Below are 23,503 nucleotides of genomic sequence, written 5' to 3' on the forward strand. Positions count from 1 at the left end.
CGGGGGAGAAGGTGGCTCGCCCCCGGGCATCGCCTCTCGCGATCCCGAGGATAAACTCCACGAGACGGATGAGGGGACTGGTTGACCCAGACCCCCTTTTTCCATTCTGAATGCGGACAGAGCCCCCTCATCCGAGCCCTTCGGGCCCACCTTCTCCCCCGAGGGGAGAAGGATCAGGAGTATTCTTCATGCGTCTCGCCCTTCTCGCCTCCGCCGCCGTCATCGCTCTCGCCGCCGCCTCTTCGGCCAGCGCTGAAGAAGGCATGTGGACCTACGACAACTTCCCCATCGCCCGCGCCAACCAGACGCTGGGAACGAACATCGACCAGGCCTTCCTGGATCGGGTGAGGCTGTCGTCGGTGAAGTTCGGCGGCTGCTCGGCCGGCGTGGTCTCGGGCCAGGGCCTGGTGATGACCAACAACCACTGCGTCGCCACCTGCGTCGCCAACCTGTCCACGCCCCAGGTCAACTACGCCGAGACCGGCTTTACCCCGAAGTCGCGCGACGAAGAGCTGAAATGCCCCGGCGCCACCGCCGAGATCCTGACCGACATCAGCGACGTGACCGAGCGGATGCACAAGGCCGGCGAGGGGCTTGAAGGACAAGCCTTCACCCAGGCCCGCGACGCCGAGGCCGGCCGGATCGAAAGCGAAACCTGCGGCAATGATCCCAAGATCCGCTGTCAGGTCGTCAGCCTGTACCGGGGCGGCCAGTTCAAGCTCTACACCTACCGCAAATATTCCGACGTCCGCCTGGCCTGGGCGCCGGAAGACCGTGCCGCGACTTTCGGCGGCGACCTGGACAACTTCTCCTTCCCCCGCTTCGCCATCGATGCGGCCTTCATCCGCCTTTACGAGGACGAAAAGCCGGTCGAGACCCCGACCCATTTCGCCTGGAACCCGAACAAGCCGACGGAAGGCGAGGCCGTCTTCATCTCCGGCAATCCCGGTTCGACCCAGCGCCTGCTGACGATGGATCAGCTGACCACCATCCGCGACGTGGTCCTGCCGCTGGACCAGCTGATCGCCTCAGAGCTACGCGGCCGGCTGATCCGCTATTCCGAAGAGGGCGAGGAGCAGGCCTTCATCGCCATGGACCCCATCGTCGGGTTGGAGAACACCTACAAGCGCGGGCGCGGCCGGATGGCCGCCCTGATCGATCCGGCCTTTATGGCCCGCAAGGCTGAACAGGAAACCGACTTCCGCGCCCGCGCCGCCTCATCCGGCGTCGATCCCTGGTCCAGCCTCAGCACGGTCCAGCCCATCGCCCGCGAACTCTATCCCTCCATGGCCCTGCTGGAAGGCGGCACGGGTCTGGGCACCACCTCGGTCGCCGGCGGGTCGCAGCTGTTCAGCTACGCCCGCACCCTGGTGCGCGGCGCCCAGGAGCGGGCCAAGCCGTCAGACAAGCGCCTGCCCGAGTTCGCCGACAGCCGCCTGTCGGGCGTCGAATCCCGCCTGTTCGCCGAACGTCCCACCTATCCCGAGCTGGAGCAGATCCGGCTGGAATGGTGGCTGTCCAAGACCCGCGAATGGCTGACGGTCGACAATCCGTCCGTCCGCACCCTGCTGGGCAAGGAGAGCCCCGAGACCCTGTCGGCCCGCGTCGTCGCCGGCACGACCCTGGCCGACCCGGCCGTGCGCCGCGCCCTGTGGACGGGCGGTCTCGCCGCCGTTCAGGCCTCCACCGACCCGATGATCCAGTACGCCTTGGCGATCGACGCCGACGCCCGCGCCGTCCGCGACGCCTGGGAGACGCGGGTCCAGGCTCCGACCGACCGCGCCTCCGAACAGCTGGCCGCCGCCCGCTTCGCCGCCTATGGCGACGCCGTCTATCCCGACGCCACCGGCACCCTGCGTCTGACCTACGGCCAGGTCGAAGGCTCGGACGTTCCGGGTCAGCGGTTCGCCGCCTTCACCACCTTCGCCGGCCTGTGGGACCGCGCCACCGGCGCCGAGCCCTTCGCCGTCGCGCCCAAACTGCTGGCGGCGAAAGACCGGATCGACCCGAACGCCGTCATGGACATGGCCGTCTCGACCGACACCATCGGCGGCTCGTCCGGCTCGCCCGCCATCAATGCGAAGGGCGAGATCATCGGCGCCAATTTCGACTCCACCGTCCTGACCCAGCGCAACGCCTACGGCTACGACCGCGCCGTCAACCGCAGCGTCATCGTCACCACCCAGGCCGTCACCGTGGCCCTGCGCGACGTCTACGGCATGGACCATCTGGTCGAGGAGCTGGGCGTTTCCAGGTGAGCGAGATCGTCTTCCGCGCCGCGACGCCTGACGATGTCGCCGCGCTGCACCCCCTGATCGAACGCGCCTATCGCGGTGACACGGCCAAGGTCGGCTGGACGCACGAGGCGGACCTGCTGTTCGACACGCGCACCAGCGCCGAGGAACTGACGGCCCTGATCGCCGATCCCGACCGGGTCATCCTGCTGGCGCATCGCGACGATGTCCTGATCGGCTGCGTCCAGGTCGCCCGCGCCGGCGACGAACGGGCCTACCTCGGCATGCTCACCGTCGAACCGACCCTGCAGGCGTTCGGCCTGGGCCGCCGCCTGCTCGCCGCCGCCGAGACCGAGGCCGTCTCCCGCTTCGGCGCCCATCGCATGGAGATGACCGTTATCAACCGCCGCGCCGAACTAATCGCCTGGTACGAGCGGCGCGGCTATGCCCCCACTGGCGAGACCCGCCCCTTCCCCGTCGATCCGCCCCGGCCGGAACTGGACTTCGTGGTGTTGGAGAAGGGGCTCTGACCTGATCCTTCTCCTAGTGGGAGAAGGTGGCCCGAAGGGCCGGATGAGGGTCGGGCGGTGGGCCAGGTCGCATCACCGGACCCTCACCCTTTCGCGTTGACCGAGCGCTGACGCTCTCGGACGCTCAAGCCCTCTCCCAATGGGAGAGGGAAGTTCCATTTGGCCCCTTGCAAAACGGACACCGTTGTCCATTTAAGCGCGTCACCATGTCGCGCTCCGCCCCCAAACCTGTCCGCAAGGACGCCGTCCACAACCGCGCCGCCGTCCTTGAAGCCGCACGCGCGGTCTTCGCGGACCAGGGTCTGGACGCGCCGCTGGACCTGATCGCCGAAAAGGCCGGGGTCGGGCGGGGCACCCTCTATCGTCACTTCGCCGACCGCACCGAACTGGCGCTGGCGGTGCTGGAGGCCGATGTCGCGGACCTGGGTCGGCGTACCGCCGAACAGGGGGAAGATCCGTCCGTCTTCTTCTGGTTCTTGGACCGACTGGCCGAGGACATGATCCGCAACGCCGGCCTGGCGGGGGTCGTGCGGAACGTGCGGTCGCCCGATGCGCTTACCCCCTTGCGGCAGAGCTTGATGGAGGCGGGGGCCGCACCGCTGGCGCGGGCCCAGGCCGCCGGTCTGGTGCGAGAGGATCTGCGGCCGATGGACATCCGTCTGATCGCCACCCTGCTGGGCGCCGGCTTTCAGGGCGCCGACGCGGCCGAGCGTCAGGCCGTCTCGCTGCGCACACGGGCGATCATCCTCGACGGACTGAAGCCTCGCGGGGGGCCGCTCTGATGGCCCGCAACAACTGGCACCTGCCTTGGGAACAGTATGTCGAGACGCTGAAGCCGCACGAGCGGCCGATGATGCCCGGCTCGCCCGCCACCCCCGACCATTCCTGGCCGATGCGGATCCAGTACGCCCTGACCGGCCTGCTGGTCGCCATGGTCGGGTCGCTGGGCAATGCCGCCGTCACCGCCAACATTCAGAACCTGCAAGGGTCGCTGGGGATCACCATCACCGAGGCCGCCTGGCTGCCGGTCGTCTTTGTCATGACCAACGCCTGCATGAACCTGATCCTGGTCAAGTTCAGGATGCAGTACGGCCTGCGCCTGTTCACCCAGATCTTCCTGGGCGCCTTCGTGCTGGTCTGCGCGGCCCACCTGTTCGTCGACAATTATCAGTCGACCCTGCTGGTGCGGGCCATCGCCGGCATGGCGGGCGCGGGCCTGAGCAGCCTTGGATTCCTCTACATCATCCAGGCCTTTCCGGCGGCGCACCGGCTGAAGGGGCTGATCATCGGCATCGGCCTGGCCAGTTTCGCCGTGCCGATCGCGCGCCTGATCATGCCCAGCCTGCTTCAGCTCGGCGACTGGCGCGCCTTCTATCTTTACGAACTGGGCATGTGCCTGGTCGCCTGGGGCGCGGTGCAGGTGGTCAAGCTGCCGCCGTCCGAGCGGCTGCGGGTGTTCGACCGTCTGGACTTCCTGACCTTCGCCCTGTTCGCGCCGGGCGTGGCGCTTCTGTGCGCCGCCCTGGGCCTGGGGCGGGTCGTCTGGTGGACGCAGGCCCCGTGGATCGGTTGGGCCCTTATCGGCTCCATCGTCCTGCTGACGGCCGCCTTCCTGGTCGAGCACAACCGCAAAAATCCGCTGATCAACACCCGCTGGCTGACGGGGCCGGACCTGCTGCGCCTGTTCGGGGCCATACTGCTGATCCGCATGGTGCTGACCGAACAGACCTCGGGCGCGGTGGGCTTCCTGACCGTCGTGGGGCTGGGGCCGGACCAGCTGCATGGGCTGTTCGTCGTCATCCTGCTGTCGATGATCGCCGGCACCCTGGTCAGCGCCTTCACCCTGAACATGGAAAAGCTGAACAAGCCGATCGCCATCGCCCTGGCCCTGATCGCGGTCGGCGCCTGGATGGACAGCCATTCGACCATCCTGACCCGCCCGGCCCAGCTGTATTTCAGCCAGGCCCTGATCGCCTTCGCCTCGGCCATGTTCATCGGCCCGGCCCTGATGATCGGCATCGCCAAGGTGCTGACCCAGGGCAAGCAGAACCTGATCAGCTTCATCGTCATGTTCAGCGTGCTTCAGAACGTGGGCGGTTTAGCCGGCGGGGCCCTGACCGGCACGCTGCAGATCGTCCGCGAGAAATACCATTCCAACCAGTTGGCGGCCGGCATCTCGGCCTTGGATCCGCAGGTGGCGCTGCGCCTGCGCCAGCTGTCGGGCGCCTATGCGTCCACAATCACCGACCCGGCCCTGCTGAACGCCGAGGGGGCGGCCCTGCTGAGCCGGCAGGTGACGCAGCAGGCGAATGTCCTAGCCTACAACGACGTCTTCCTGGTCATCGCCGTGATCGCGGCCCTGGGCTGCGCCTGGGTGACCGTCACCCATCTTCGCCCGCGCTGGAAGGCGCGGCGCGACGCCAAGAACACCACGACCGACGCTGCAGCCCAGGCCGCCACCGTCGCTGCTGCAGATTGAATCGAGACCCGCCATGACCGACGCCGCCCCGCCCGCCCCTGCACCTCAACCGGCCCCCGCCGCGCAGGCGCCGGCCCCTGCGCCCAAGAAGAATGTGCTGTGGGCCGTCATCGCCGCCGGGGTCGCCCTGCTGGGCGTCCTGATGGTGCTCTATGCCTGGCAGTTGCCGCCGTTCAAGGGCGCGATCCAGCGCACCGACAACGCCTATGTGCGCGGCCAGGTGACCATCATCAGCCCGCAGGTGAACGGCTATGTCGTCCAGGTGCCGGTTCAGGATTTCCAGACCGTTCAACAGGGGCAACTGTTGGCCCAGGTGGACGATCGCATCTATCGCCAGCGGCTGGAGCAGGCCGAGGCTAGCCTGCACGCCGCCCAAGCGGCTTTGTCCAACTCGACCCAGACCCAGGCGTCCGCGCGCGGTTCGGTGGCCCAGCAGCGCGCCTCCATCGCCGCCGCCGAGGCGACCCTGACCCGCGCCCAGGCCGACGCCAATCGCGCCCGCACCCTGAAGGCCGGCGGTTGGGTGGCCCAGGCCAATGTGGATATCGCCGAGGCCGCCCTGCGCAGCGCCCAGGCCCAGGTCGCCCAGGCCCGCGCCGCCGAAGGCATCGCCGAGACCGGCGTCACCTCCGCCGTGGTCGGCCGCGACAGCCTGGCCGCCGCCGTCGAGAACGCCCAGGCTGCCGTGCGTCTGGCCCAGATCGACCTGGCCAACACCCGCATCGTCGCCCCCCGCCCCGGCCGCCTGGGCGAGATCGGCGTGCGCCAGGGCCAGTATGTCACGGCCGGAACCCAGCTGATGGGCCTGGTCCCCGACGTGGTCTGGGTCACGGCGAACATGAAGGAGACGCAGATGAAGAACATCCGCGTCGGCCAGCCGGTCGAGATCACCGTAGACGCCCTGGGCGGCCAGACCCTGCGCGGCCACGTCGAACGCATCGCCCCCGCCGCGGGCTCCGAGTTCAGCGTCATCCGCCCCGACAACGCCACCGGCAACTTCACCAAGGTCGCCCAGCGCATCCCCGTCCGCATCCGCATCGATCCCGGCCAGGAAGGGATGGACCGGCTGTCACCGGGGATGTCGGTGGTGGCGAAGGTGAACACGGCGGGCTAGGCGCCCGTGTCGGAACGCCTTGGTCGCCCTCGCGCTTCCTCTCCCATCAAGGGAGATCGTCATGGATCGCGAACAGACCGAAGGCCGGGAAAAGAACGGGGCCGATCCGGCCGGCAAGCCGGACGCCCTGACCTCCGACAAGGACACCAAAAAGGTCGGTCAGGCCGAGCGTCAGAGCGCGGGACCGGATGGGCCGGACGCGACGGAGATCGGCGACACCTTCAAGAGAAAGCCCTGACGCGGCTTCTTAGGCCCCGCGCGCGGATAGGCCGGCTAGAACCGAATGTTTAAATCTGGTGCGGGCGGCCGGGCTTGAACCGGCAAGGACTTTCGTCCGGCAGATTTTAAGTCTGCTGCGTCTACCAGTTTCGCCACGCCCGCGACCGGACCGGCTGTATAGCCAGCCTGTCCGTCGGGGCCAAGCGGGCTTAGCGAGCGGCGGGCGCCGCCGGCTTCATCGCCCGGAAATCCACGTCGGAATCGGCGATCAGCCACAACAGGCCGGCCCAGGCGGCGACGTTCTGGTTCAGTTGCACCGGGTCGATCTTGTCCAGGGTGTCGTTTGCGGTGTGGTGCAGGTCGAAATAGCGCGTGCCGTCCTGGGCCAGCCCGAAGAAGGGCACGCCCAGCGGTCCCATCGGGCCGACATCGACGCCGCCATCGGTCTCGACCTCGTTCGAGGCCAAAACGCCGATGGGATAGAGTACACGCGTGGCGGCCTTCTGGAAGTCCGAACCTTGCGCGCCGGCGGGCAGGCGCAGGGCGTAGACGCGGTCGGCGCCGAAATCGCTCTCGCCGGCGATGATGTGCTTGTCCAGGGCCGCGCCCTGCCCACGCGCATAGACGGCGCCGCCGTTGCCGGTCTGGGGCGTCGGCTGGGAGACCTCCTCCGAACCGTAGAAGATCACGCGCAGGGTGCGGGCCGGGCGGCGGCCGCTATCGGCGATGGCCTTGGCCGCTGCGACGGTGATGGCGCCCCCTGCCCCGTCGTCGATGGCGCCGGTGCCCAGGTCCCAGCTGTCCATATGCGAGCCCAGCACGATGATCTCGTCCGGTCGCGTGGCGCCGGGCAGATCGCCAATCACGTTCTGGCTGGTGGTCCGATAGGTGCGGGCGGTCGAGGTCAGGCGCATCCGCACCGGCTGCCCCAGGGCGACCAGGCGGCTGACCTGATCGGCGTCGGGAGCGGCCAAGGCGAAGGCGGGGATGGTCGGCTTGCCGTCCACATAGCGAGTGGTGCCGGTGTGGGGCATCCGGTCCTCGTCCGAACCGACCGAGCGCATGACGAAGGCCGATGCGCCCTTGGCCGCCGCCACGCCGGGGCCGGCGCCGCGCACGCGGGTCTGGGGACCATAGCCGGAGCCGTCCTGCATGGGGTGCATCTGGCCCAGATCGACATAGACGATCTTGCCCTGCACGGCGGCGTCAGGCGCGGCCTGCAAATCCTCGAAGGTGGAGAACCGGACGATCTCGGCCTCGACGCCATTGCGGGGCGTGGCCGGTGAATGGCCCAGCGCGGCGGCGACCAGGGCCTGGGCGTTGTCGCCGACGATGGCGGCCGAGCTTTCGCCCCGCTCCCATCCGACCAGCGGGAACTCTTCGATCCGCACGTTCTGGAAGCCGTTGGCGCGCAGATAGTCGGCGGCCCAGGCGGCGGCCTGCTGTTCCGAGCGCGAGCCGGCCGGGCGCGCGCCGAACCGCGTCGTCAGTTGGGTGACATAGTCCATGGCGATGTTGGAGCGCATCGCCGCATCGCGCACCACGATGGCCTGTTCCACCGTTGCGGCGTCCTGGGCGTTCGCGACAGGGGCGAAGGCGACGAGACCCAGAGCGACGGCGCTGGCGGTCAGCAGACGGATGGACATGGGCAGGCTCCGGACTCAGGCAAGAGCCGGAACCTAGGTAGGTTCAGTCGTTCTGGAAATAGGGTTCGACAGGACCCTGCAGTTTCACGGTCAGGGCCTTGCCCTTGCGATCGACGCGATTGCCCAGGGCCAGCCGCACCCAGCCCTCGGAGACGCAATATTCCTCGACATTGGTCTTTTCCTCGCCCTTGAAGCGGATGCCGACGCCGCGTTGCAGCACCTCGGCGTCGTGATGGGGGCTGGACGGATCGACCGAGAGGCGATCGGGAGGCGTGTCGGACATGGTCTTCGAGCGAGCTCAGGTTTTCGGCAAGGCGCGGTGATAGACGCGCGCGCGTCTCATGCCAATCCGAAACCGGGCGGCGGCGTGCTTATGGCAGCAGATGATAGTGCTGGGCCACGGCGACGATCATCACGGTTCCCAGCGTCGGAACGGCGACAATGATGGCGCGACGCAGACGATGCGCGACGTAAAGCAGTTCCCCGACCATGACGTTTTCCTCGATGCAGTCGCTCTCTGACGGAGCGTTCGAAGATCATTGGTCGAACTGATCATCCTGTCGAGACGAAACGTCCGAACAGGGAGCACAAATATCGTTACTGCACAGTCTGGCGCGGCTGGGCGTTGGGGGCGGCCGACGGCTGATAGGCTTGGGGACCGGCGGGCGGCGTAGCGACCGGCACCGCCGGACGACGTGCCGGCGTCGCAGCCGGACGACGGGCGGGCGTGGCGGCAGGGCGAGAGGCGGCCGGGCGGGGCGTCGGACGGGCCGCAGGCGTCGCGGTCGCGGCGGTCGGCTGAGCAACCGGCGTGGACGCAGGCGTTGCGGCGGCGGGCGTCGCAGCCGGCGGCGGCGTGGCGGCTTCGGCGGCGGCGGCGCGGGCGGCCATCTGCTGGGCCTGGAATCGGGCGGCCAGCTTCTCGGTCAGTTCCTTGGCCTGGGGCGCCGTCATCTGGGCCATGATGGCGGCCAGGGTGCGCGGACGCATGGCGGCGGCGACGGGCAGGCGTACGCGGTCCTCCAGCGTGGCCATGACGGGTGCGGCCTCCTTGGGCCGCATGGCGGAATAGACCTGGACCAGGCGGTCGATCTCGGCCTTCTCGCGCTCGTCCACCTGACCGAGCATCTGCTTCATCTCGGCTTTCAGGGCGGCCAGCGCCTGGATCTTGGCCTCCAGCTTCTGTTCGGCGGCGATCATCAGCGGCAGGGTGGTGGCGAAATCCTGGTCGCGCGCGTCCAGCGCCTCACGGCGTTGCGACAGCGACTGGATGATCCTGAGTTCAGCGGGCGAAATCCCGGCCTGCTGGGCCAGTTGTTCGGGCGACAGGGCGGAGCAGGTGCCCGGCAGGACAGGCTTGACCGGCGCGCCGGCTGCGGCAGGCGCCGCTTCCTCGGCCCAGGCCTTGGCGCCGTCGAACAGGCCGGGCGCCACGCCGATGGCGCGCACGGCCACCACCCCGCCGATGGCGATGGCGATGAGGGGCAGAAGGCGGGGTAAGCGGGCCATGAAATGGGGTTCCGAACTCAGGCGGCGAACAGATCGTCGTCGAGATTACGACGCGCGGCGTTGAGGCTTTGTTTGGCGGAATGGTTAGCGGAACGTCCTGCGGTCAGGGCCTGGACGATGGCGGCGACATTGTCGCGACCGGCTGGGGCGACGCTCGCTGCGGCGCGATGGCTGGTCGAGGGGCTGGCCATGCCCTGAATACGCTCGGCCAGGGCGGCCATGCGCTCGGCGCGTTCTTCGTCCTCGGTCACAGCGGGAGCAGCGACGGCGGCGGGCGCGCGGCGGGCGGGCTCGTCCTCGACGATGCGAACGGGCGCGGGGGCCGGGGCGCGGGCGATCAGGATTTCCAACTGCGCCTTGACCTCACGCGCCTTGATGATGCGGTCGTGCAGCAGATCCGTCTCCTGGCCCGAGGCACGCAGGGTGGCCAGGGCGTTCTCAGCGCGACCGGCGGCGGCGTTCAGCTCGGTCACCGCCTGGGCGAAGGCCAGTTGTCCCGTGCGCAGGGCGGCCAGCTTGCGTTCCAGCTTGATGCCGTAGCCGACCGCTGCGACCAGCAGCAGCATCAGCACCGCGTCCATGATCATTCCGGCCATCAGACATTCACTCCCAGGCGGGCGGCGACTTCGGGATTGACCGGCCCTTCGACGCGTATGGCGATGTGCTGACCCTTGCGACCCATTCGGCCGGTGGTCAGGGGGATGGCGCCGGCGCGGATCGACACCTCCGAATCCGGCGTGGCGTTCAGCATCAGGGTGTCGCCGACCTTAAGGTTCAGCACGCTGGAAAGGGGCATCATCTGCTCGTCCAGCACGACGCGGACCTCGGTCTCGGTGGTCCACAGTTCGGTGGCCAAGTGGCCTTCCCAGATGTTGTCGCGGCCAAACTTCTCGCCCATGAACTGCTGCAGCAGCATCTTGCGGATCGGCTCCAGCGTCGCATAGGGCAGCAGCAGCTCGATCCGCCCGCCGCGATCTTCCATGTCGATGCGCAGCTTGATCAGGATGGCGGCGTTGGCGGGGCGCGCGATGGCGGCGAAACGCGGGTTGGTCTCCAGCCGGTCCAGGTTGAAGTGAACGGGGGTCAGGGGTTCGAACGCCTGGCGGGCGTCGTTAAGCACGACCTCGACCATTCGCTGCACAAGCACCCGTTCGATGGTGGTGTAGGGCCGCCCCTCGATCCGCAGCGCCGCCGTGCCGCGACGACCGCCCAGCAGCACGTCCACGATCGAATAGATCAGGTTGGAATCGACGGTCAGCAGGCCGTAGTTGTCCAGCTCCTCGGCGCGAAACACCGCCAGGATGGCCGGCAGCGGGATCGAGTTCAGATAGTCGCCGAACCGGATCGACGAGATGTTGTCCAGGCTGACTTCGACGTTGTCAGAGGTGAAGTTGCGAAGGCTGGTCGTCATCAACCGCACCAGACGGTCGAACACGATTTCCAGCATCGGCAGCCGCTCGTAGCTGACCAGAGCGGAGTTGATGATCGCCCGAATGCCCGAGCGTTCGGAGCCGTCGTCATCGCCCAGGTCGAAGCCCAGCAGGCTGTCGATCTCGTCCTGGTTCAGGACGCGTTCGGACATGACGTCGCCGGGATCGCCGAGACCGCCGAACGGGTCGAGCTGGGCTGCGTCAGTCATGCCTATTGCACCAGCATTTCTTCGATCAGCACGGCGTCGACCTTGCCCGGCGCGGCGATCAGATTGACGCGGCGCAGGATTTCGGCCCGCAGCTGATAGGTGCCGGCCGAACCGCTCAGGTCCTCGGGACGCAACTCACGCACGAAGCCGGTGAACATGTCCTGCAGACGCGGCATCTCTTCCTGCAGATGGGTCGCCACCTCGGCGTCCTGCATCTCCAGCGTCAGCTTCAGCTTCAGGAAGGTCGGACGACCGTCGGGCGACTGAATGTTCATGACCATGTCCGGCAGGGTGTAGAAGGTGACGCCGTCAGGCCCCGGCGCGATGACGCCCAGCGACGGGTCCGCCTCGCCGCCCTCGGCGCCGCCGTGACCACCGGATTCCTTCTTCTCTTCCTTGCCATGATCGGCCTTCGCGTCCGCCTTCTCTTCGCCGTGACCCGCTTCAGCCTCGGCGCCCTGCGCCTCTGCGGGCTTGGGCTTCAGCATGAAGAAGGCGGTGCCCCCGCCCCCGCCCAGCACCAAGAGCGCGACAGGCGCGATGATGAACAGCAGCGGCAGCTTCTTTTTCTTGGGCGCGGCGGCGTCGCCTTCGACAGCGGCCTCGCCCTCCTTCACGGCAGGCAGATTGGCGTCCGCAGCGGGATCGCCCTTCTTCTTGCCAAACTTGAACATGCGCGCGCCCCGGAGACTCTCTCATGACAAGGATCGTCGGGTTTGGTTAACGCGACGTTTACAATGGGCAGGATTTGCCGGGTCATTCGGGGGTCGATGGCGCTCAAACCCGCATTCCGCCTGGATTAACCCTGTTGGCACGGCCGTTGCGAGGGACGAGAGCGAAGGAGCACGCCACTCGTGGAAAACGCCGCCTATATTGGACTGTCACGCCAGATGACGCTGCGCCGCGAACTGGACATCGTGGCCAACAACGTCGCCAACGCCAACACGACCGGCTTCAAGGTCGAGCAACTGATGCTCGGCACGGAGATTGGCCAGCGCGCCCGCAACGACTCCATCCGCCCCTCGGCCAGCTTCGTGCTGGACAACGGCGTGGGCCGCGACTTTGGTCAGGGGTCGATGCAGCAGACCGGCCGCGCCCTGGACTTCGCCATCGCCGGCGAAGGCGCCTTCTTCACCGTGCGCGACGGCGCGAACGGCGAGGCCTACACCCGCGACGGCGCCTTCACCATGGACCCCGAAGGACGGCTGACCACCAAACAGGGCCAGGCGGTCCTGGGCGGGGGCGCGGAGATCGTTCTGGACCCCAACCTGGGCGCGCCCAGCGTCGGCGCCGACGGCACCATCACCCAGGAAGGCCAGGTCACCGGCCGTCTGTCGGTCGTGAGATTCGAGGCGCTGGGCGTCCTGGAGAAGGGCGGCGACAGCCTGTACCGCAACGACTCCAACACCCAGCCAATCGAGGCGGCGGACGCCCAGGTCCATCAGGGGTCGCTGGAATCGTCCAACGTCAACTCGTTGATCGAAATCACCAATCTCGTCGAGATCAGCCGCGCCTACGAGAGCATCTCGCGCATGATCGAAAACACCAACGACCTTAGCCGTCGCGCCGTCGAGCGCCTCGGCAAGGCCGCTTAAGGGAGCCCCGGACAATGCGCGCACTTCGCACCGCCGCCTCGGGCATGGCCGCCCAGCAGTTGAACGTGGAGGTCATCTCCAACAACATCGCCAACATGAACACGGTGGGCTTCAAGAAGCAGCGCGCCGAGTTTCAGGACCTGCTCTACCAGAACGTCGAACGCATGGGCGCCCAGTCCTCGGCCGCCGGCACCGTGGTCCCGACCGGCATCCAGATCGGCGCGGGCGTGAAGGCCGGCGCGGTCTATCGCATCACCGAACAGGGCACGCCCCAGGCGACCGGCAACCCCTACGACATGGCCATCGACGGCAAGGGCTATTTCCAGATCACCCTGCCCTCGGGCGAGTTGGGCTACACCCGCGCCGGCAACCTGCAGGTCAGCCCGGAAGGCCAGATGGTCACCGACGACGGCTATCTGCTGGAACCGGCGATCACCATTCCGCAGGACACCACCAAACTGTCGATCTCCAAGACCGGTCTGGTTCAGGTGACGCAGGCCGGGCAGACCGCGCCGACCACCGTCGGTCAGATCGAACTGGCCAACTTCTTCAACGAAGCCGGTCTGGAAGCCATCGGCGACAACCTGCTGCTGGAAACCGCCGCCTCGGGCCCGGCCATCGTCGGCACGCCCGGCGATGCGGGCTTCGGCCAGGTCATGCAGGCCTATACGGAGTCTTCGAACGTCGACGCCGTGTCGGAGATCAGCGCTCTGATCGTGGCCCAGCGGGCCTATGAGATGAACTCCAAAGTCATCAGCACCGCCGACCAGATGCTGTCGGTCGCCTCGCAAGTGAAGAGCTGAACCATGATCCTGATCCGCTCCCTCCTGCTCGCCGCCGCCGTCAGCGCCGCAGCCAGCGCTGCATTCGCCGGCCCCGTCGTCCTGCGCGTCAATCCCGTCGATGACGACGGCCGGGTCACCCTAGGCGATCTGTTCGAAGGCGCGGGCGCCGCCGCCAATGTCGCCGTCGCCGAGCGCGTCGGCCCCTCGGTCGTGCTGGAAGCCGGCCAGCTTCAGGCCCTGGCCCGGCAGGCTGGTCTCGACTGGAGCAATCCCAACGGTCTGCGCCGCGTCGCCGTGCGTCGCGCAACCGGCCCGGTCCAGACGTCGTCGGACGCGGCGTTCCAGCCGGTGGCTCAATCCGCCGCCCAGCCTATCGCCCGCGCCGCCGATCGCCCCGGCGCCGCATCGCAGGTCATCGCCCGCAACGACATGGTCCGCGTCACCTATCAGGTCGGGGGCGTGAACCTGGCCGTCATGGGCAAGGCCATGCGCAGCGCCGGTCTGGGCGAGCCCGTCGCCATCATGAACACCACCTCCAACCGCGTCATCGATGCGGTCGCCTCCGGTCCCGGCCAGGCCATCGCCGGCCCCGGCGCCGACAGCGTCCGCGCAAATCCCCAACAGTTCGCCGCCCGCTAGGGAATCCTCGTCATGCGTAAGACCATCCTGATCCTCGCCGTCCTGGCCCCGCTGGCCGCCTGCTCCACCGTCGCCGAGACGGTGCGCGGTCCCGAACTGGCCCCCATCGGCTATCCCGCCGCCCTGATCCCGGCGCAGCAGGCCTATCTGCCGGCGCGCGACACCGCCCCCGCCAGCGCCAACAGCCTGTGGCGCACCGGCGCCCGCACCTTCTTCGGCGACCAGCGCGCGCGGCACATCGGCGACATCCTGACGGTCAAGATCGACATCGACGACCGCGCCCAGACCCAGAACTCGACCCAGCGGTCGCGCTCGAACGAGATCAGCGGCGGCGTCAACAACCTGTTCGGCCTTGAAAGCAGCCTGGGCCGCGCCTTCCCCGGCGGATTCGACCCGTCGGCCATGGTCGGGATGGAAGGCGATCTGAAGTCGGCAGGCAACGGCTCGGTCACGCGCGCCGAGAAAGTCTCCCTGACCATCGCCGCTGTCGTCACCGACGTTCTGGCCAACGGCAATCTGGTCATCCAAGGTCGGCAGGAAGTGCGCACCAACCGCGAGGTCCGCGAACTGACCGTCGCCGGCATCGTGCGGCCCGAGGACATTTCGTCCGCCAACGCCATCAACCACACCCAGATCGCCGAGGCCCGCATCTCCTACGGCGGTCGCGGTGACATCAGCCGCGTTCAAGGCGCACCGGCCGCCCAGGCTCTGGTCGAGCGTTTCAGCCCGTTCTGATCGCCGCCGTGAACCGTTGACGGATAACCGCGTTCAGCCTTGATGCGGCGGTCTGGTCTATTGCGGTTGCGGCCGGGTCTGACGACATTGAGGGCGACGCGGCGATGCGCGTTGTCGGCGGGGGCTGACACATGATGCTTATTCTTTCCGCCGTGATGGCGGTTGCCCTTCAGGCCGCACCGACGGCCGCTTGGACCTGGAGCCTTTATGAGGGCGATGGCCCTCTGGTGCTGGCCAACGAGGTTCCCGACACGGCAAATCTGCGCGCCACCCTCCAGTGCCAGCCGGGCTCGGGGGCCGTCTCGGTCGCAGTCTATGCCGAAGACGCGAAAAGCGGTTTCGCGCGGATCACCGCTGGAGGCGCGACCGCCACCAGCGAGGCCCGCGTCGGGCGCGGCGGCAAGCTGGAGACCGCAGTCCCGGTCGATCACCCCGCCTTTTCCGCATTCGTCGCGACCGGCCGCATGACCGTCGCCGTCGGCGACGCCGCCGACACGATCACGGTCGAACGCCCCCATCTGGCCAAGCTTCGTCGCTTCGCCGACCGCTGCGCCGGATAGGAAACCCATGCGTCTGTCTCGCCTTATCCTGCCGGTAATCGCCCTGTCCGCCCTGGCGGCCTGCGCCACCAACGCGCCCGCCCCGGCCGCAAATCTGGCGGCGGCGGGTCCCGCGCCGGCGCCCATGCCTGGCTACGACTGGTTCCTGAACCGCGACGGGCCGGAAGCGATCCTGGCTTACGGCGTCGCCAATAGCGACGAGGTCAAACTGCATCTGCGCTGCCAAGCCGGCTCCGGCGCATTGGAGCTGACGGCGGCCAGCGAAAAGCCCGGCCGCGAAATCCATCTCGAATCGGGCGGCGACACCGAACGTTACTCCGCCGCCTCGGAACCGGCGGGCGTGCACGACGGCGAACTGCTGACCGCCCAGGCCAAGACCGAGGATCCGGTCTTCCAACGTTTCCGCCGCCTGGGCTGGATCGCGTCCTGGTCTGACGATGAGCGCCAAATCTACGCCGCCCACCCGGCCGCCAAGGCGGGAATCGAGCAGTTCTTCACCGTCTGCGGTTGACGCATCGGTCACGCTCGGCTTGCGTGCGCCCCTAAAGAGGAGGGGCGTGATGAAGTTTTCCCATTTGGCCGTGGCCGCCTTGCTCGCGAGCACGTCGCCGCTGGTCGCGGTCGCCCAAACGCCGCCCGCCGCCGTCGCGGCCACACCGGCAGACGCGGCGTTGAACGCCCTGATCGTCGATTACGAGACCTATCTGAAGGCGGTCGATCCTCTGTCCGCCAGCGGAGAAGGCGACGTCGAGGCCATGGGCCGTCTTCCCGACCTGTCGCGCGCGTTCGAACTGGCCCAGCGCGCGCCGTTGGAGGCTTTCGTCGCCCGGCTGAAGGCCATCGACCCGGCAAGTCTTTCCCACGCCGGCGGCATCAACCACGCCTTCCTGCTCTACACCCTAAACCGCAGCCTGGAGGGGCTGGACTACGACACGTCGCGCCTGGCGTTTGACAGCGAGGGCGGCCCCGGAACCTGGGCGCTCTACATCGGCGGCAGCACCCGGCTGAACTCCGTCGCGGAAGCCGAAGCCTATATCCGGCGCGTAAAAGGCTTTGGAAACATCTACGCCCAGACGACCGAAAACGCCCGGCGCGGCCTGGAGACCGGCCTGGTCCAGGCCCGCTCCGTCACAGAAAGCGCGCTGGCGCTGGCGCGCAACGACGTGGCGATCGCGCCGGACGCCGAGCCCTTGCTCAAGCCTCTGACCACCCTGCCCGCCACCGTGCCCCAGGCCGACAAGGACCGGCTGACGGCGGACGCCGCATCAGCGGTCGCCACGATCATCGTCCCGGCCCGTCAGGCCTGGCTGACCTTCCTTGAGACCGACTATCTGCCAAAGGCGCCGGTCGAACCCGGCATCGGCAACCGTCCCGGCGGTAAGGCGATGTACGCCTATCTGGTGCGCGGCCACACCACCACGGACCTGACGCCGGACCAGATCCACCAGATCGGCCTGTCGGAGGTCGCTCGCATCCGCGCCCGCATGGACGCCGAGATGAAGGCCGCGAGCTGGACCGGCGACTTCGCCGGCTTCCTGGCCTTTCTGCGCACCGACCCTCAGTTCTACGCCCCCACGCGCGAGGCCCTGATCGAGAAGGCCTCGGAAATGGCCAAGCGCGCGGACGGCGGCCTGCCGGCCCTGTTCGCCACCCTGCCCCGCCTGCCCTACGACGTGCAGCCGGTCCCGCCGCAGATCGAGGAAAACTACACCACTGGCCGCTATAACGGCGGCTCGATGCAGAACGGCGTCGCCGGCCACTACGTCGTCAACACGTCGAAGCTCAACCAGCGCCCGCTCTACGAACTGCCCGCCCTGACCCTGCATGAGGCGGTCCCCGGCCACCACATCCAGATCGCCTTGCAGCAAGAAGCCGAGGGGCAACCCTATTTCCGACGTCAGGCCAATGTCAGCGCCTTCACCGAGGGCTGGGGCCTGTACGCTGAATATCTGGGCGAGGAGATGGGCTTCTACCGCACCCCCTACGAACGGTTCGGCCGTCTGTCCTACGAGATGTGGCGCGCCTGTCGCCTCGTCGCGGACACCGGCCTGCACTGGATGGGCTGGTCAGAAGAGCAAGCCCGCGCCTGTTTCCGCGACAACTCGGCCCTGGCCCCCCACAATATCGAGACCGAGCTTCAGCGCTATATCGGCTGGCCGGGTCAGGCCACGGCCTACAAGATCGGCGAGATCCGCCTGCGCGAGATCCGCGCGCGAGCTGAACGCGAACTGGGACCGAAGTTCAACGTCCGCACCTTCCACGACGCGCTGCTGACGGAGGGCCCGCTGCCGCTGGCGCTGCTGGACCAGCGGATGGACGCCTGGATCGCGGAGGAGAAATAGCCGTCACCTCCCCGTTCGCGAAGGCGAATGGGGAGGTGAGCTTTTAAGCCCACTCCGGAACCGGGAGCCCCTTCGACTTCAGGAATTCCGGGTTGAACAGCTTGGACGCATAACGCGAGCCCGGATCGCACAGGCAGGTGACGATGGTCTTGCCCGGCCCGATCTCGCGCGCCAACCGTACGGCGCCGGCGATATTGACCCCGGCCGATCCGCCCAGCGACAGGCCTTCGTACTTCACCAGGTCGAACAGGATCGGCAGGAACTCCGCGTCCTCGATCCGGTAGGCGTGGTCCGGCTTGAAGCCGTCCAGATTGCCGGTGATCCGCGCCACCCCGATCCCCTCGGTGATCGACGAGCCCTCGCCCGTCATCTCGCCCTTGGTGAACCAGTTGAACATGGCAGCGCCGGCCGGATCGGCCAGGGCGATTTTCACCTCCGGCTTGCGCTCGCGCAGATAGGCGGCGACGCCGGAGATGGTGCCGCCCGATCCCACGGCCGAGACGAAGGCGTCCACCGCGCCGCCCGTCTGGTCCCAGATTTCCGGACCGGTCGTCGTGTAGTGGGCGTCGCGGTTGGCGGTGTTGTCGAACTGATTGGCCCAGATTGCGCCGGCCTCTTCGCTCTCGTTCAACTCGGCCGCCAAACGCCCGGAATAATGGACGAAATGGTTTGGGCTGGAGAAGGGGGCGGCGTCCACCTCGACCAGGCGCGCGCCCAGCGAACGGATGGCCGACTTCTTCTCTTCCGACTGGGTGCGGGGAATGACGATGACCACCGGATGGCCCAGTGCGGCGCCGACCAGGGCCAGGCCGATGCCGGTGTTGCCCGCCGTGCCCTCGACGATGGTCCCGCCGGGCTTCAGCGCCCCAGATGTTCGCGCGCCCTGGACGATCGACAGGGCGGCGCGGTCCTTGATCGAACCGCCGGGGTTCATGAACTCGGCCTTGCCCAGGATTTCGCAGCCCGTCTCGTCGGACAGGCGGTTCAGGCGCACCAGCGGCGTATTGCCGATCAGGTCGATGACAGACGGTGTGACGGACACGTTTCAGCTTTCAGGCGAGGTCGAACGGGAGGGGATCAGGCCGCGACCTGACGCTTGCCTAGGTGGATGCCGCACTCAACCTTGTCCATCCCCGACCAGCGCCCGGCGCGCGCATCTTCGCCGTCATCGACGGCACGCGTGCAGGGCCAGCAGCCGATGGAGCGATAGCCCTGCTCGACCAACGGATGGCGCGGCAGATCGTTCTCGTCCAGCCAGGCCTCGACGTCGTCGGCGTCCCAGTCCGCCAGCGGATTGATCCGCAGCACCCCGTCCAGCACCTCGAACGGCTTCAGCTTCGCCCGCGTCGCGGCCTGATAGCGTTTGCGCCCGGTGATGACGGCGTTGAACCCGGCTGTCGCTCGCGCCAGCGGCCGCACCTTGCGCAGATCGCAACAGGCGTCGGCGTCGGTCCGCCAAAGGTCGTCGCGGGCGTCCAGCCTCGCCTTCTCGTCCGCATCAGGCGTCACCAGCCGCACGTCGGTCAGGCCCAGGGCCTTGGTCAGCTGGGTGCGATAGGACAGGGTCTGGAGGAAATGCTGGCCGGTCTCGAGGAAGACCACCGGCACGTCGGGGTCCGCCTCGGCGACAATGTGCAGCAGGGCCGCCGATTCCGCCCCGAAGGAGGATATGGCGCCGACGCGCAAGCCCAGGGCCGGGTCCAGAGCCGCCTTCAATATCTCCGACGCATCCTTGCCCGCCGTCTCGCGGTTTAGCCTATCAGCCAGACCTTGCAGGTTGGGGTCGTTCAACGCCGCCCGCCGCCTTTGCCAGATGGTGGGCGCCGGATCGACGGCCGGCTGATAAGACCCGCTGAACGCCTGATCCATCCGCGCCCACGCCGTCGTGTCCGCGCCCGGCGCCAGTTCGACCGCGTCGAAGCCCGAGCGGCGCAGGTGCCGCGCCTGGTCCGGCAGCACCTTGCCCGCCGCGATCAGCCGCCCGGTATAGCCCCGCTCGCGCAACACCGCCGCCAGCGAGAAGCCGCGTCCGTCGCGAAAGGCGTCGAACTCCAGCACCAGGACGTCGGTCGCGGCGGCGGCCGCCTCGACGTCGTCCAGCGGCGTCGTGACCGACAGCCGCGGTCCGTTCTGGACCCCTTCAAGCGTTTGCAGCATCGAGCGTCTCATAGATGGCGTCGCGGAAGGGATCGGGACCGACGCGGCGCACCGTGTCGATAAACCGCTCGCCCTCAGCGCGGATTTCAAGATAGCGGTCCAGAGTCCGCTGGATCGCGGGCGCGACCTCGTCCGCCGGCAGGCTCTTGCCGACGATGTCGCCCAGGGCCGCCTGTTCGTCGGGTGAACCGCCGACGGTGATCTGGTAATATTCCTCGCCCTTGCGATCGACGCCCAGCACGCCGATGTGGCCGACGTGGTGGTGGCCGCAGGCGTTGATGCACCCGCTCATATTGATCCGGACCGGCCCCAGCCTCTCTTGATAGTCCATGTCGGCCAGCCGCTTCGACAGAGCCTGGGCCACCGGGATCGACCGGGCGTTGGCCAGGCTGCAGTAGTCCAGTCCCGGGCAGGCGATGACGTCCGTCGCCAGATCGGCGTTGGCCGTGGCCAGCCCCGCCTCCAGCAGCGCACGCCACAGCGCCGGCACATCGTCCAGCTTCACATGCGGCAGGACCAGATTCTGCTCATAGGCGGCGCGCAGTTCGTCGAAGGCGTATCGCTCGGCCAGGTCCGCCACCGCGTCCATCTGGTCCGCCGTGATGTCGCCCGGTACGCCCCCGACCGGCTTCAGCGACACAACCACGGAGGCATAGCCCGCCTGGCGGTGACGCCGCACATTGTTCCTCGCAAACCGGGCGAAGTCCGGATCGGCCAACAGGGCGCGGTCGAACGGTGCGCTGGCCTTGGGCAGGTCTTCGAACGGCGGCGGGGCGAAATAGGCCTTGATCCGCTCGGCCTCTTCCTCGGGGATCCGCAGGTCTTCGTGGCGCAGGGTGGCGTAGTGCTTGTCCACCTCCTCGCGGAAGGCCTCCAGCCCGACCGAGGCGACCAGGATCTTGATCCGCGCCTTATGGATATTGTCGCGCCGTCCCAACAGGTTCCACGCCCGCAGTAGGGCGGTCAGATAGGCCAGCAGGTCCGCCGCCGGGACGGCCGATGCGATCTCCTGGCCGATATGGGGCAGACGCCCCTGCCCACCGCCGACGAAGACGCGGAAGGCTGTCCCGCCGTCCTCGCCACGCACGATCTGAAGGCCCACGTCATGGGTGCGGATCGCCGCCCGATCCTTCTCCGCCCCGATCACCGCAATCTTGAACTTGCGCGGCAGGAAACTGAATTCCGGGTGGATGGTCGACCACTGGCGGATGATCTCGCACCAGGGGCGCGGATCCTCGATCTCGTCGTCCGCCGCCCCGGCGAAGACGTCGGTCGTGGTGTTGCGGATGCAGTTCCCAGACGTCTGGATGGCGTGCATCTCGACCTCGGCCAGATCGCTTAGGATCGCCGACAGGTCGGTCAGGGCCGGCCAGTTGTACTGGATGTTCGTGCGCGTGGTGAAATGGCCGTAGCCCTTGTCATAGGTGCGGGCGATATGGGCCAGCTGGCGCATCTGCCGACTGTTGAACGTCCCATAGGGAATGGCCACCCGCAGCATATAGGCGTGCAGTTGCAGATAGACGCCGTTCATCAGCCGCAACGGCTTGAACTCATCCTCGGTCAGGGCGCCGGACGCGCGGCGCGCCACCTGGTCGGAAAACTCCTCGACCCGTTCACGTACCAGGGCGTGGTCGAACTCGTCATAGCGATACATCAGGCGGGCTCCCGCACCAGGCTGTTGCCCACGGTCGGCCCCGTCGCACGGATCCGTTCCTTCAGCCGGTCCCGGCCGGAAGGCGTGTGGTCCTGAACCTCGACCAGATAGGGGTTCACGAAGATGTCCGGTCGCGCGGCCGCATCGGCCAGCACGATCTCGGCCGTCGCCTCATCCAGCACAGACGCCTGTTCCAGCCGATCAACCGGCTGATTGTCTAGGCCCGCGTAGATAACCCGGCCGTCCGACAGGCGGTTCGCCGTCACGATCTTCACGCCGCCACCTCGTCCCGCTGGTCGATCTGGCTCGCCGAGAAGGCCGCCGTCTCGCCGACGAACAACAGGGCCGGGCCGGTCAGGGCCGCGCCGCGCACCAGGGCGCCCAGCCCGTCCAGACGGCCGGTCAGAACCCGCTCGTCCGGCCGGCTGCCGTTCTCGACCACCGCCACCGGGGTCGACGGGGACCGCCCGGCCGCGATCAGATTGGCGGCCGTCTCCTCGGCCCTGTCCGTGCCCATATAGATGGCCAGGGTATGGTTCGGCCCGGCCAGTCGCGACCAGTCGGCCTCGACCCCGCCGGGCTTGGCCTGGGCCGTCACGAAGGTGACCGCCTGGGCGTGGTCGCGGTGGGTCAGGGGAATGCCCGCCGACGCCGCGCAGGCCAGGGCCGCCGTCACGCCCGGCACCACGAAGACCGCCACACCGGCCGCGCGCATGGCCTCCAGCTCCTCGCCGCCGCGTCCGAAGACAAAGGGATCGCCGCCCTTCAGCCGCACGACCCGATGGCCGGCGCGAGCTTCTTCGATCATCAGGGCCTCGATCTGGTCCTGGGGCACCGAATGTTCGCCGCGCGCCTTGCCGACATAAAGGCGTTTGGCGTCGCGCCGCGCCCGCTCCAGCACGGCGTCCGGCACCAGACGGTCGTGAATAATGACGTCGGCGTCCTGCAACACCCGCAGCGCCTTAAGGGTCAGCAGCTCCGGATCGCCTGGCCCCGCCCCGACGATATGGACCACGCCCTGTTCCGGCGCGGCCGAATTCAACAGCCGCAGCATTTCACGCCGCGCCTCTGCCGTACGGCCCGCCGCCGCCAGATCGGCCGCCGGTCCCCGGAAGGCCTTTTCCCAGAACCGACGCCGAGCCATGAAGTCGGGCACATTGGCCTTGACCGTGTCGCGCAGCTCGCGCGCCAGCCGGGCGACATTGGCCAGGCCGGCGGGCAGCACGCCCTCGACCGCCGTGCGGATGTCGCGCGCCAGGATGGGCGCCGATCCGCCGGTCGCAATGCCGATCACCACCTCGTCCCGATCAATCAGGGCCGGGGTCTGGAAGTCGCTCAGATGGGGCTTGTCCACCACATTGACCTGCGCCCCCGCCGCCCGCGCCAGGGCGCCCAGCCGCGCCAGTTCATCCGCATCGTCCAACGCCATGAAGACCAGCCGCGCGCCCGCCAGATCCTTGGCCTCGGGCGTCCGCAGCACCGGCGCCGGCGCGCTCAGCGGGATTTCCATCCGGGGCGGCGCCCCGTCAGGCGCGAACCACAGCAGCTGCGCCGGCGTGTTCAGAAACAGTCGCAGCTTGGCCAAGGCGGGTTCACCGCCGCCGATGATCACGATCTTGGCGGCCTCCAACGGAATGGAGGCGAGAAATACACGCATCGTCTTGCT

24 protein-coding genes and 1 tRNA gene are annotated in these 23,503 nt (G+C 68.1%); 13 read left to right on the forward strand and 12 right to left on the reverse strand.

What is annotated here, in order from left to right; all coding sequences use genetic code 11:
* Positions 1-188 precede the first annotated feature (188 nt).
* From ACP7BH_RS07205 to ACP7BH_RS07230, 6 genes are all read left to right on the forward strand, one after another.
* Positions 189-2,258, forward strand: a complete 2,070-nt coding sequence (locus ACP7BH_RS07205; protein WP_425982581.1) for a S46 family peptidase — start codon at positions 189-191, stop codon at positions 2,256-2,258.
* Positions 2,255-2,764 (forward strand): GNAT family N-acetyltransferase, encoded by a 510-nt coding sequence (locus ACP7BH_RS07210; RefSeq protein WP_425982579.1) that lies wholly within the window; start codon positions 2,255-2,257, stop codon positions 2,762-2,764. The genes ACP7BH_RS07205 and ACP7BH_RS07210 overlap by 4 nt, the downstream gene beginning before the upstream one ends.
* A 206-nt stretch (positions 2,765-2,970) precedes the next feature.
* The gene (locus ACP7BH_RS07215; protein ID WP_425982577.1) at positions 2,971-3,546 is read left to right on the forward strand and encodes a TetR/AcrR family transcriptional regulator; all 576 of its coding nucleotides are present in this window, start codon (positions 2,971-2,973) and stop codon (positions 3,544-3,546) included.
* Entirely contained in the window at positions 3,546-5,243 is a 1,698-nt protein-coding gene (locus ACP7BH_RS07220) for an MFS transporter (protein WP_425982576.1), read from the forward strand. The genes ACP7BH_RS07215 and ACP7BH_RS07220 overlap by 1 nt, the downstream gene beginning before the upstream one ends.
* 13 nt (positions 5,244-5,256) lie before the next feature.
* A complete protein-coding gene (locus ACP7BH_RS07225) occupies positions 5,257-6,357 on the forward strand; it encodes an HlyD family secretion protein (protein ID WP_425982573.1) in 1,101 nt (366 codons plus the stop codon).
* 61 nt (positions 6,358-6,418) lie between these two features.
* Positions 6,419-6,595, forward strand: coding sequence for a hypothetical protein (locus tag ACP7BH_RS07230; RefSeq protein ID WP_425982570.1), 177 nt, complete (start codon positions 6,419-6,421; stop codon positions 6,593-6,595).
* Positions 6,596-6,651: 56 nt separating this feature from the next.
* On the opposite strand, the gene ACP7BH_RS07235 is transcribed toward ACP7BH_RS07230, so the two are convergent.
* The 7 genes from ACP7BH_RS07235 to ACP7BH_RS07265 form a co-directional block, all read right to left on the reverse strand.
* Positions 6,652-6,738 (reverse strand) — tRNA-Leu (locus ACP7BH_RS07235).
* A 47-nt stretch (positions 6,739-6,785) separates the two neighbouring features.
* Positions 6,786-8,222: a M20/M25/M40 family metallo-hydrolase gene (locus ACP7BH_RS07240; protein ID WP_425982567.1), complete on the reverse strand. Its 1,437-nt coding sequence runs from the start codon at positions 8,220-8,222 to the stop codon at positions 6,786-6,788.
* 43 nt (positions 8,223-8,265) lie between these two features.
* The gene (locus tag ACP7BH_RS07245; protein ID WP_045810378.1) at positions 8,266-8,505 is read right to left on the reverse strand and encodes a DUF3297 family protein; all 240 of its coding nucleotides are present in this window, start codon (positions 8,503-8,505) and stop codon (positions 8,266-8,268) included.
* Between the two features lie 314 nt (positions 8,506-8,819).
* On the reverse strand, positions 8,820-9,731 hold the full coding sequence (locus ACP7BH_RS07250) for a MotE family protein (RefSeq protein ID WP_425982566.1): 912 nt from the start codon (positions 9,729-9,731) through the stop codon (positions 8,820-8,822).
* 17 nt (positions 9,732-9,748) lie between these two features.
* Entirely contained in the window at positions 9,749-10,327 is a 579-nt protein-coding gene (locus ACP7BH_RS07255; RefSeq protein ID WP_425982564.1) for a DUF6468 domain-containing protein, read from the reverse strand.
* The gene (fliM, locus tag ACP7BH_RS07260) at positions 10,327-11,370 is read right to left on the reverse strand and encodes a flagellar motor switch protein FliM (protein WP_425982562.1); all 1,044 of its coding nucleotides are present in this window, start codon (positions 11,368-11,370) and stop codon (positions 10,327-10,329) included. The genes ACP7BH_RS07255 and fliM overlap by 1 nt, the downstream gene beginning before the upstream one ends.
* 2 nt (positions 11,371-11,372) lie before the next feature.
* Complete coding sequence (locus ACP7BH_RS07265) at positions 11,373-12,044, reverse strand: flagellar basal body-associated FliL family protein (protein WP_425982559.1); 672 nt, start codon at positions 12,042-12,044, stop codon at positions 11,373-11,375.
* Between the two features lie 180 nt (positions 12,045-12,224).
* Here ACP7BH_RS07265 and flgF point away from each other — a divergent pair, with 180 nt between their 5' ends.
* The 7 genes from flgF to ACP7BH_RS07300 all read left to right on the forward strand — a co-directional run bounded on the left by flgF (position 12,225) and on the right by ACP7BH_RS07300 (position 18,026).
* Entirely contained in the window at positions 12,225-12,965 is a 741-nt protein-coding gene (flgF, locus tag ACP7BH_RS07270; RefSeq protein WP_425982557.1) for a flagellar basal-body rod protein FlgF, read from the forward strand.
* A 14-nt stretch (positions 12,966-12,979) separates the two neighbouring features.
* On the forward strand, positions 12,980-13,768 hold the full coding sequence (flgG, locus tag ACP7BH_RS07275) for a flagellar basal-body rod protein FlgG (protein ID WP_135195043.1): 789 nt from the start codon (positions 12,980-12,982) through the stop codon (positions 13,766-13,768).
* A 3-nt stretch (positions 13,769-13,771) separates the two neighbouring features.
* Positions 13,772-14,389, forward strand: a complete 618-nt coding sequence (locus ACP7BH_RS07280; protein ID WP_425982555.1) for a flagella basal body P-ring formation protein FlgA — start codon at positions 13,772-13,774, stop codon at positions 14,387-14,389.
* 12 nt (positions 14,390-14,401) lie between these two features.
* Positions 14,402-15,124: a flagellar basal body L-ring protein FlgH gene (gene flgH, locus ACP7BH_RS07285; protein ID WP_425982552.1), complete on the forward strand. Its 723-nt coding sequence runs from the start codon at positions 14,402-14,404 to the stop codon at positions 15,122-15,124.
* A 131-nt stretch (positions 15,125-15,255) separates the two neighbouring features.
* Positions 15,256-15,684: a hypothetical protein gene (locus ACP7BH_RS07290; protein WP_425982549.1), complete on the forward strand. Its 429-nt coding sequence runs from the start codon at positions 15,256-15,258 to the stop codon at positions 15,682-15,684.
* Positions 15,685-15,691: 7 nt separating this feature from the next.
* Positions 15,692-16,195, forward strand: a complete 504-nt coding sequence (locus ACP7BH_RS07295) for a hypothetical protein (protein ID WP_425982547.1) — start codon at positions 15,692-15,694, stop codon at positions 16,193-16,195.
* 49 nt (positions 16,196-16,244) lie between these two features.
* On the forward strand, positions 16,245-18,026 hold the full coding sequence (locus ACP7BH_RS07300) for a DUF885 domain-containing protein (RefSeq protein WP_425982545.1): 1,782 nt from the start codon (positions 16,245-16,247) through the stop codon (positions 18,024-18,026).
* Positions 18,027-18,069: 43 nt separating this feature from the next.
* On the opposite strand, the gene ACP7BH_RS07305 is transcribed toward ACP7BH_RS07300, so the two are convergent.
* From ACP7BH_RS07305 to cysG, 5 genes are read right to left on the reverse strand one after another with little or no spacing between them, the layout of a single operon-like run.
* The gene (locus tag ACP7BH_RS07305; RefSeq protein ID WP_425982542.1) at positions 18,070-19,068 is read right to left on the reverse strand and encodes a cysteine synthase A; all 999 of its coding nucleotides are present in this window, start codon (positions 19,066-19,068) and stop codon (positions 18,070-18,072) included.
* A 35-nt stretch (positions 19,069-19,103) separates the two neighbouring features.
* Positions 19,104-20,183: a phosphoadenylyl-sulfate reductase gene (locus ACP7BH_RS07310; protein WP_425982539.1), complete on the reverse strand. Its 1,080-nt coding sequence runs from the start codon at positions 20,181-20,183 to the stop codon at positions 19,104-19,106.
* Entirely contained in the window at positions 20,167-21,837 is a 1,671-nt protein-coding gene (locus ACP7BH_RS07315) for a nitrite/sulfite reductase (protein WP_425982537.1), read from the reverse strand. The genes ACP7BH_RS07310 and ACP7BH_RS07315 overlap by 17 nt, the downstream gene beginning before the upstream one ends.
* Entirely contained in the window at positions 21,837-22,112 is a 276-nt protein-coding gene (locus ACP7BH_RS07320) for a DUF2849 domain-containing protein (protein ID WP_425982534.1), read from the reverse strand. The genes ACP7BH_RS07315 and ACP7BH_RS07320 overlap by 1 nt, the downstream gene beginning before the upstream one ends.
* Entirely contained in the window at positions 22,109-23,494 is a 1,386-nt protein-coding gene (cysG, locus tag ACP7BH_RS07325) for a siroheme synthase CysG (protein ID WP_425982532.1), read from the reverse strand. The genes ACP7BH_RS07320 and cysG overlap by 4 nt, the downstream gene beginning before the upstream one ends.
* Positions 23,495-23,503 lie beyond the last annotated feature (9 nt).

The organism is Brevundimonas sp. TWP2-1 (genome assembly GCF_049897645.1).
In the GTDB taxonomy this organism is placed as follows: domain Bacteria; phylum Pseudomonadota; class Alphaproteobacteria; order Caulobacterales; family Caulobacteraceae; genus Brevundimonas.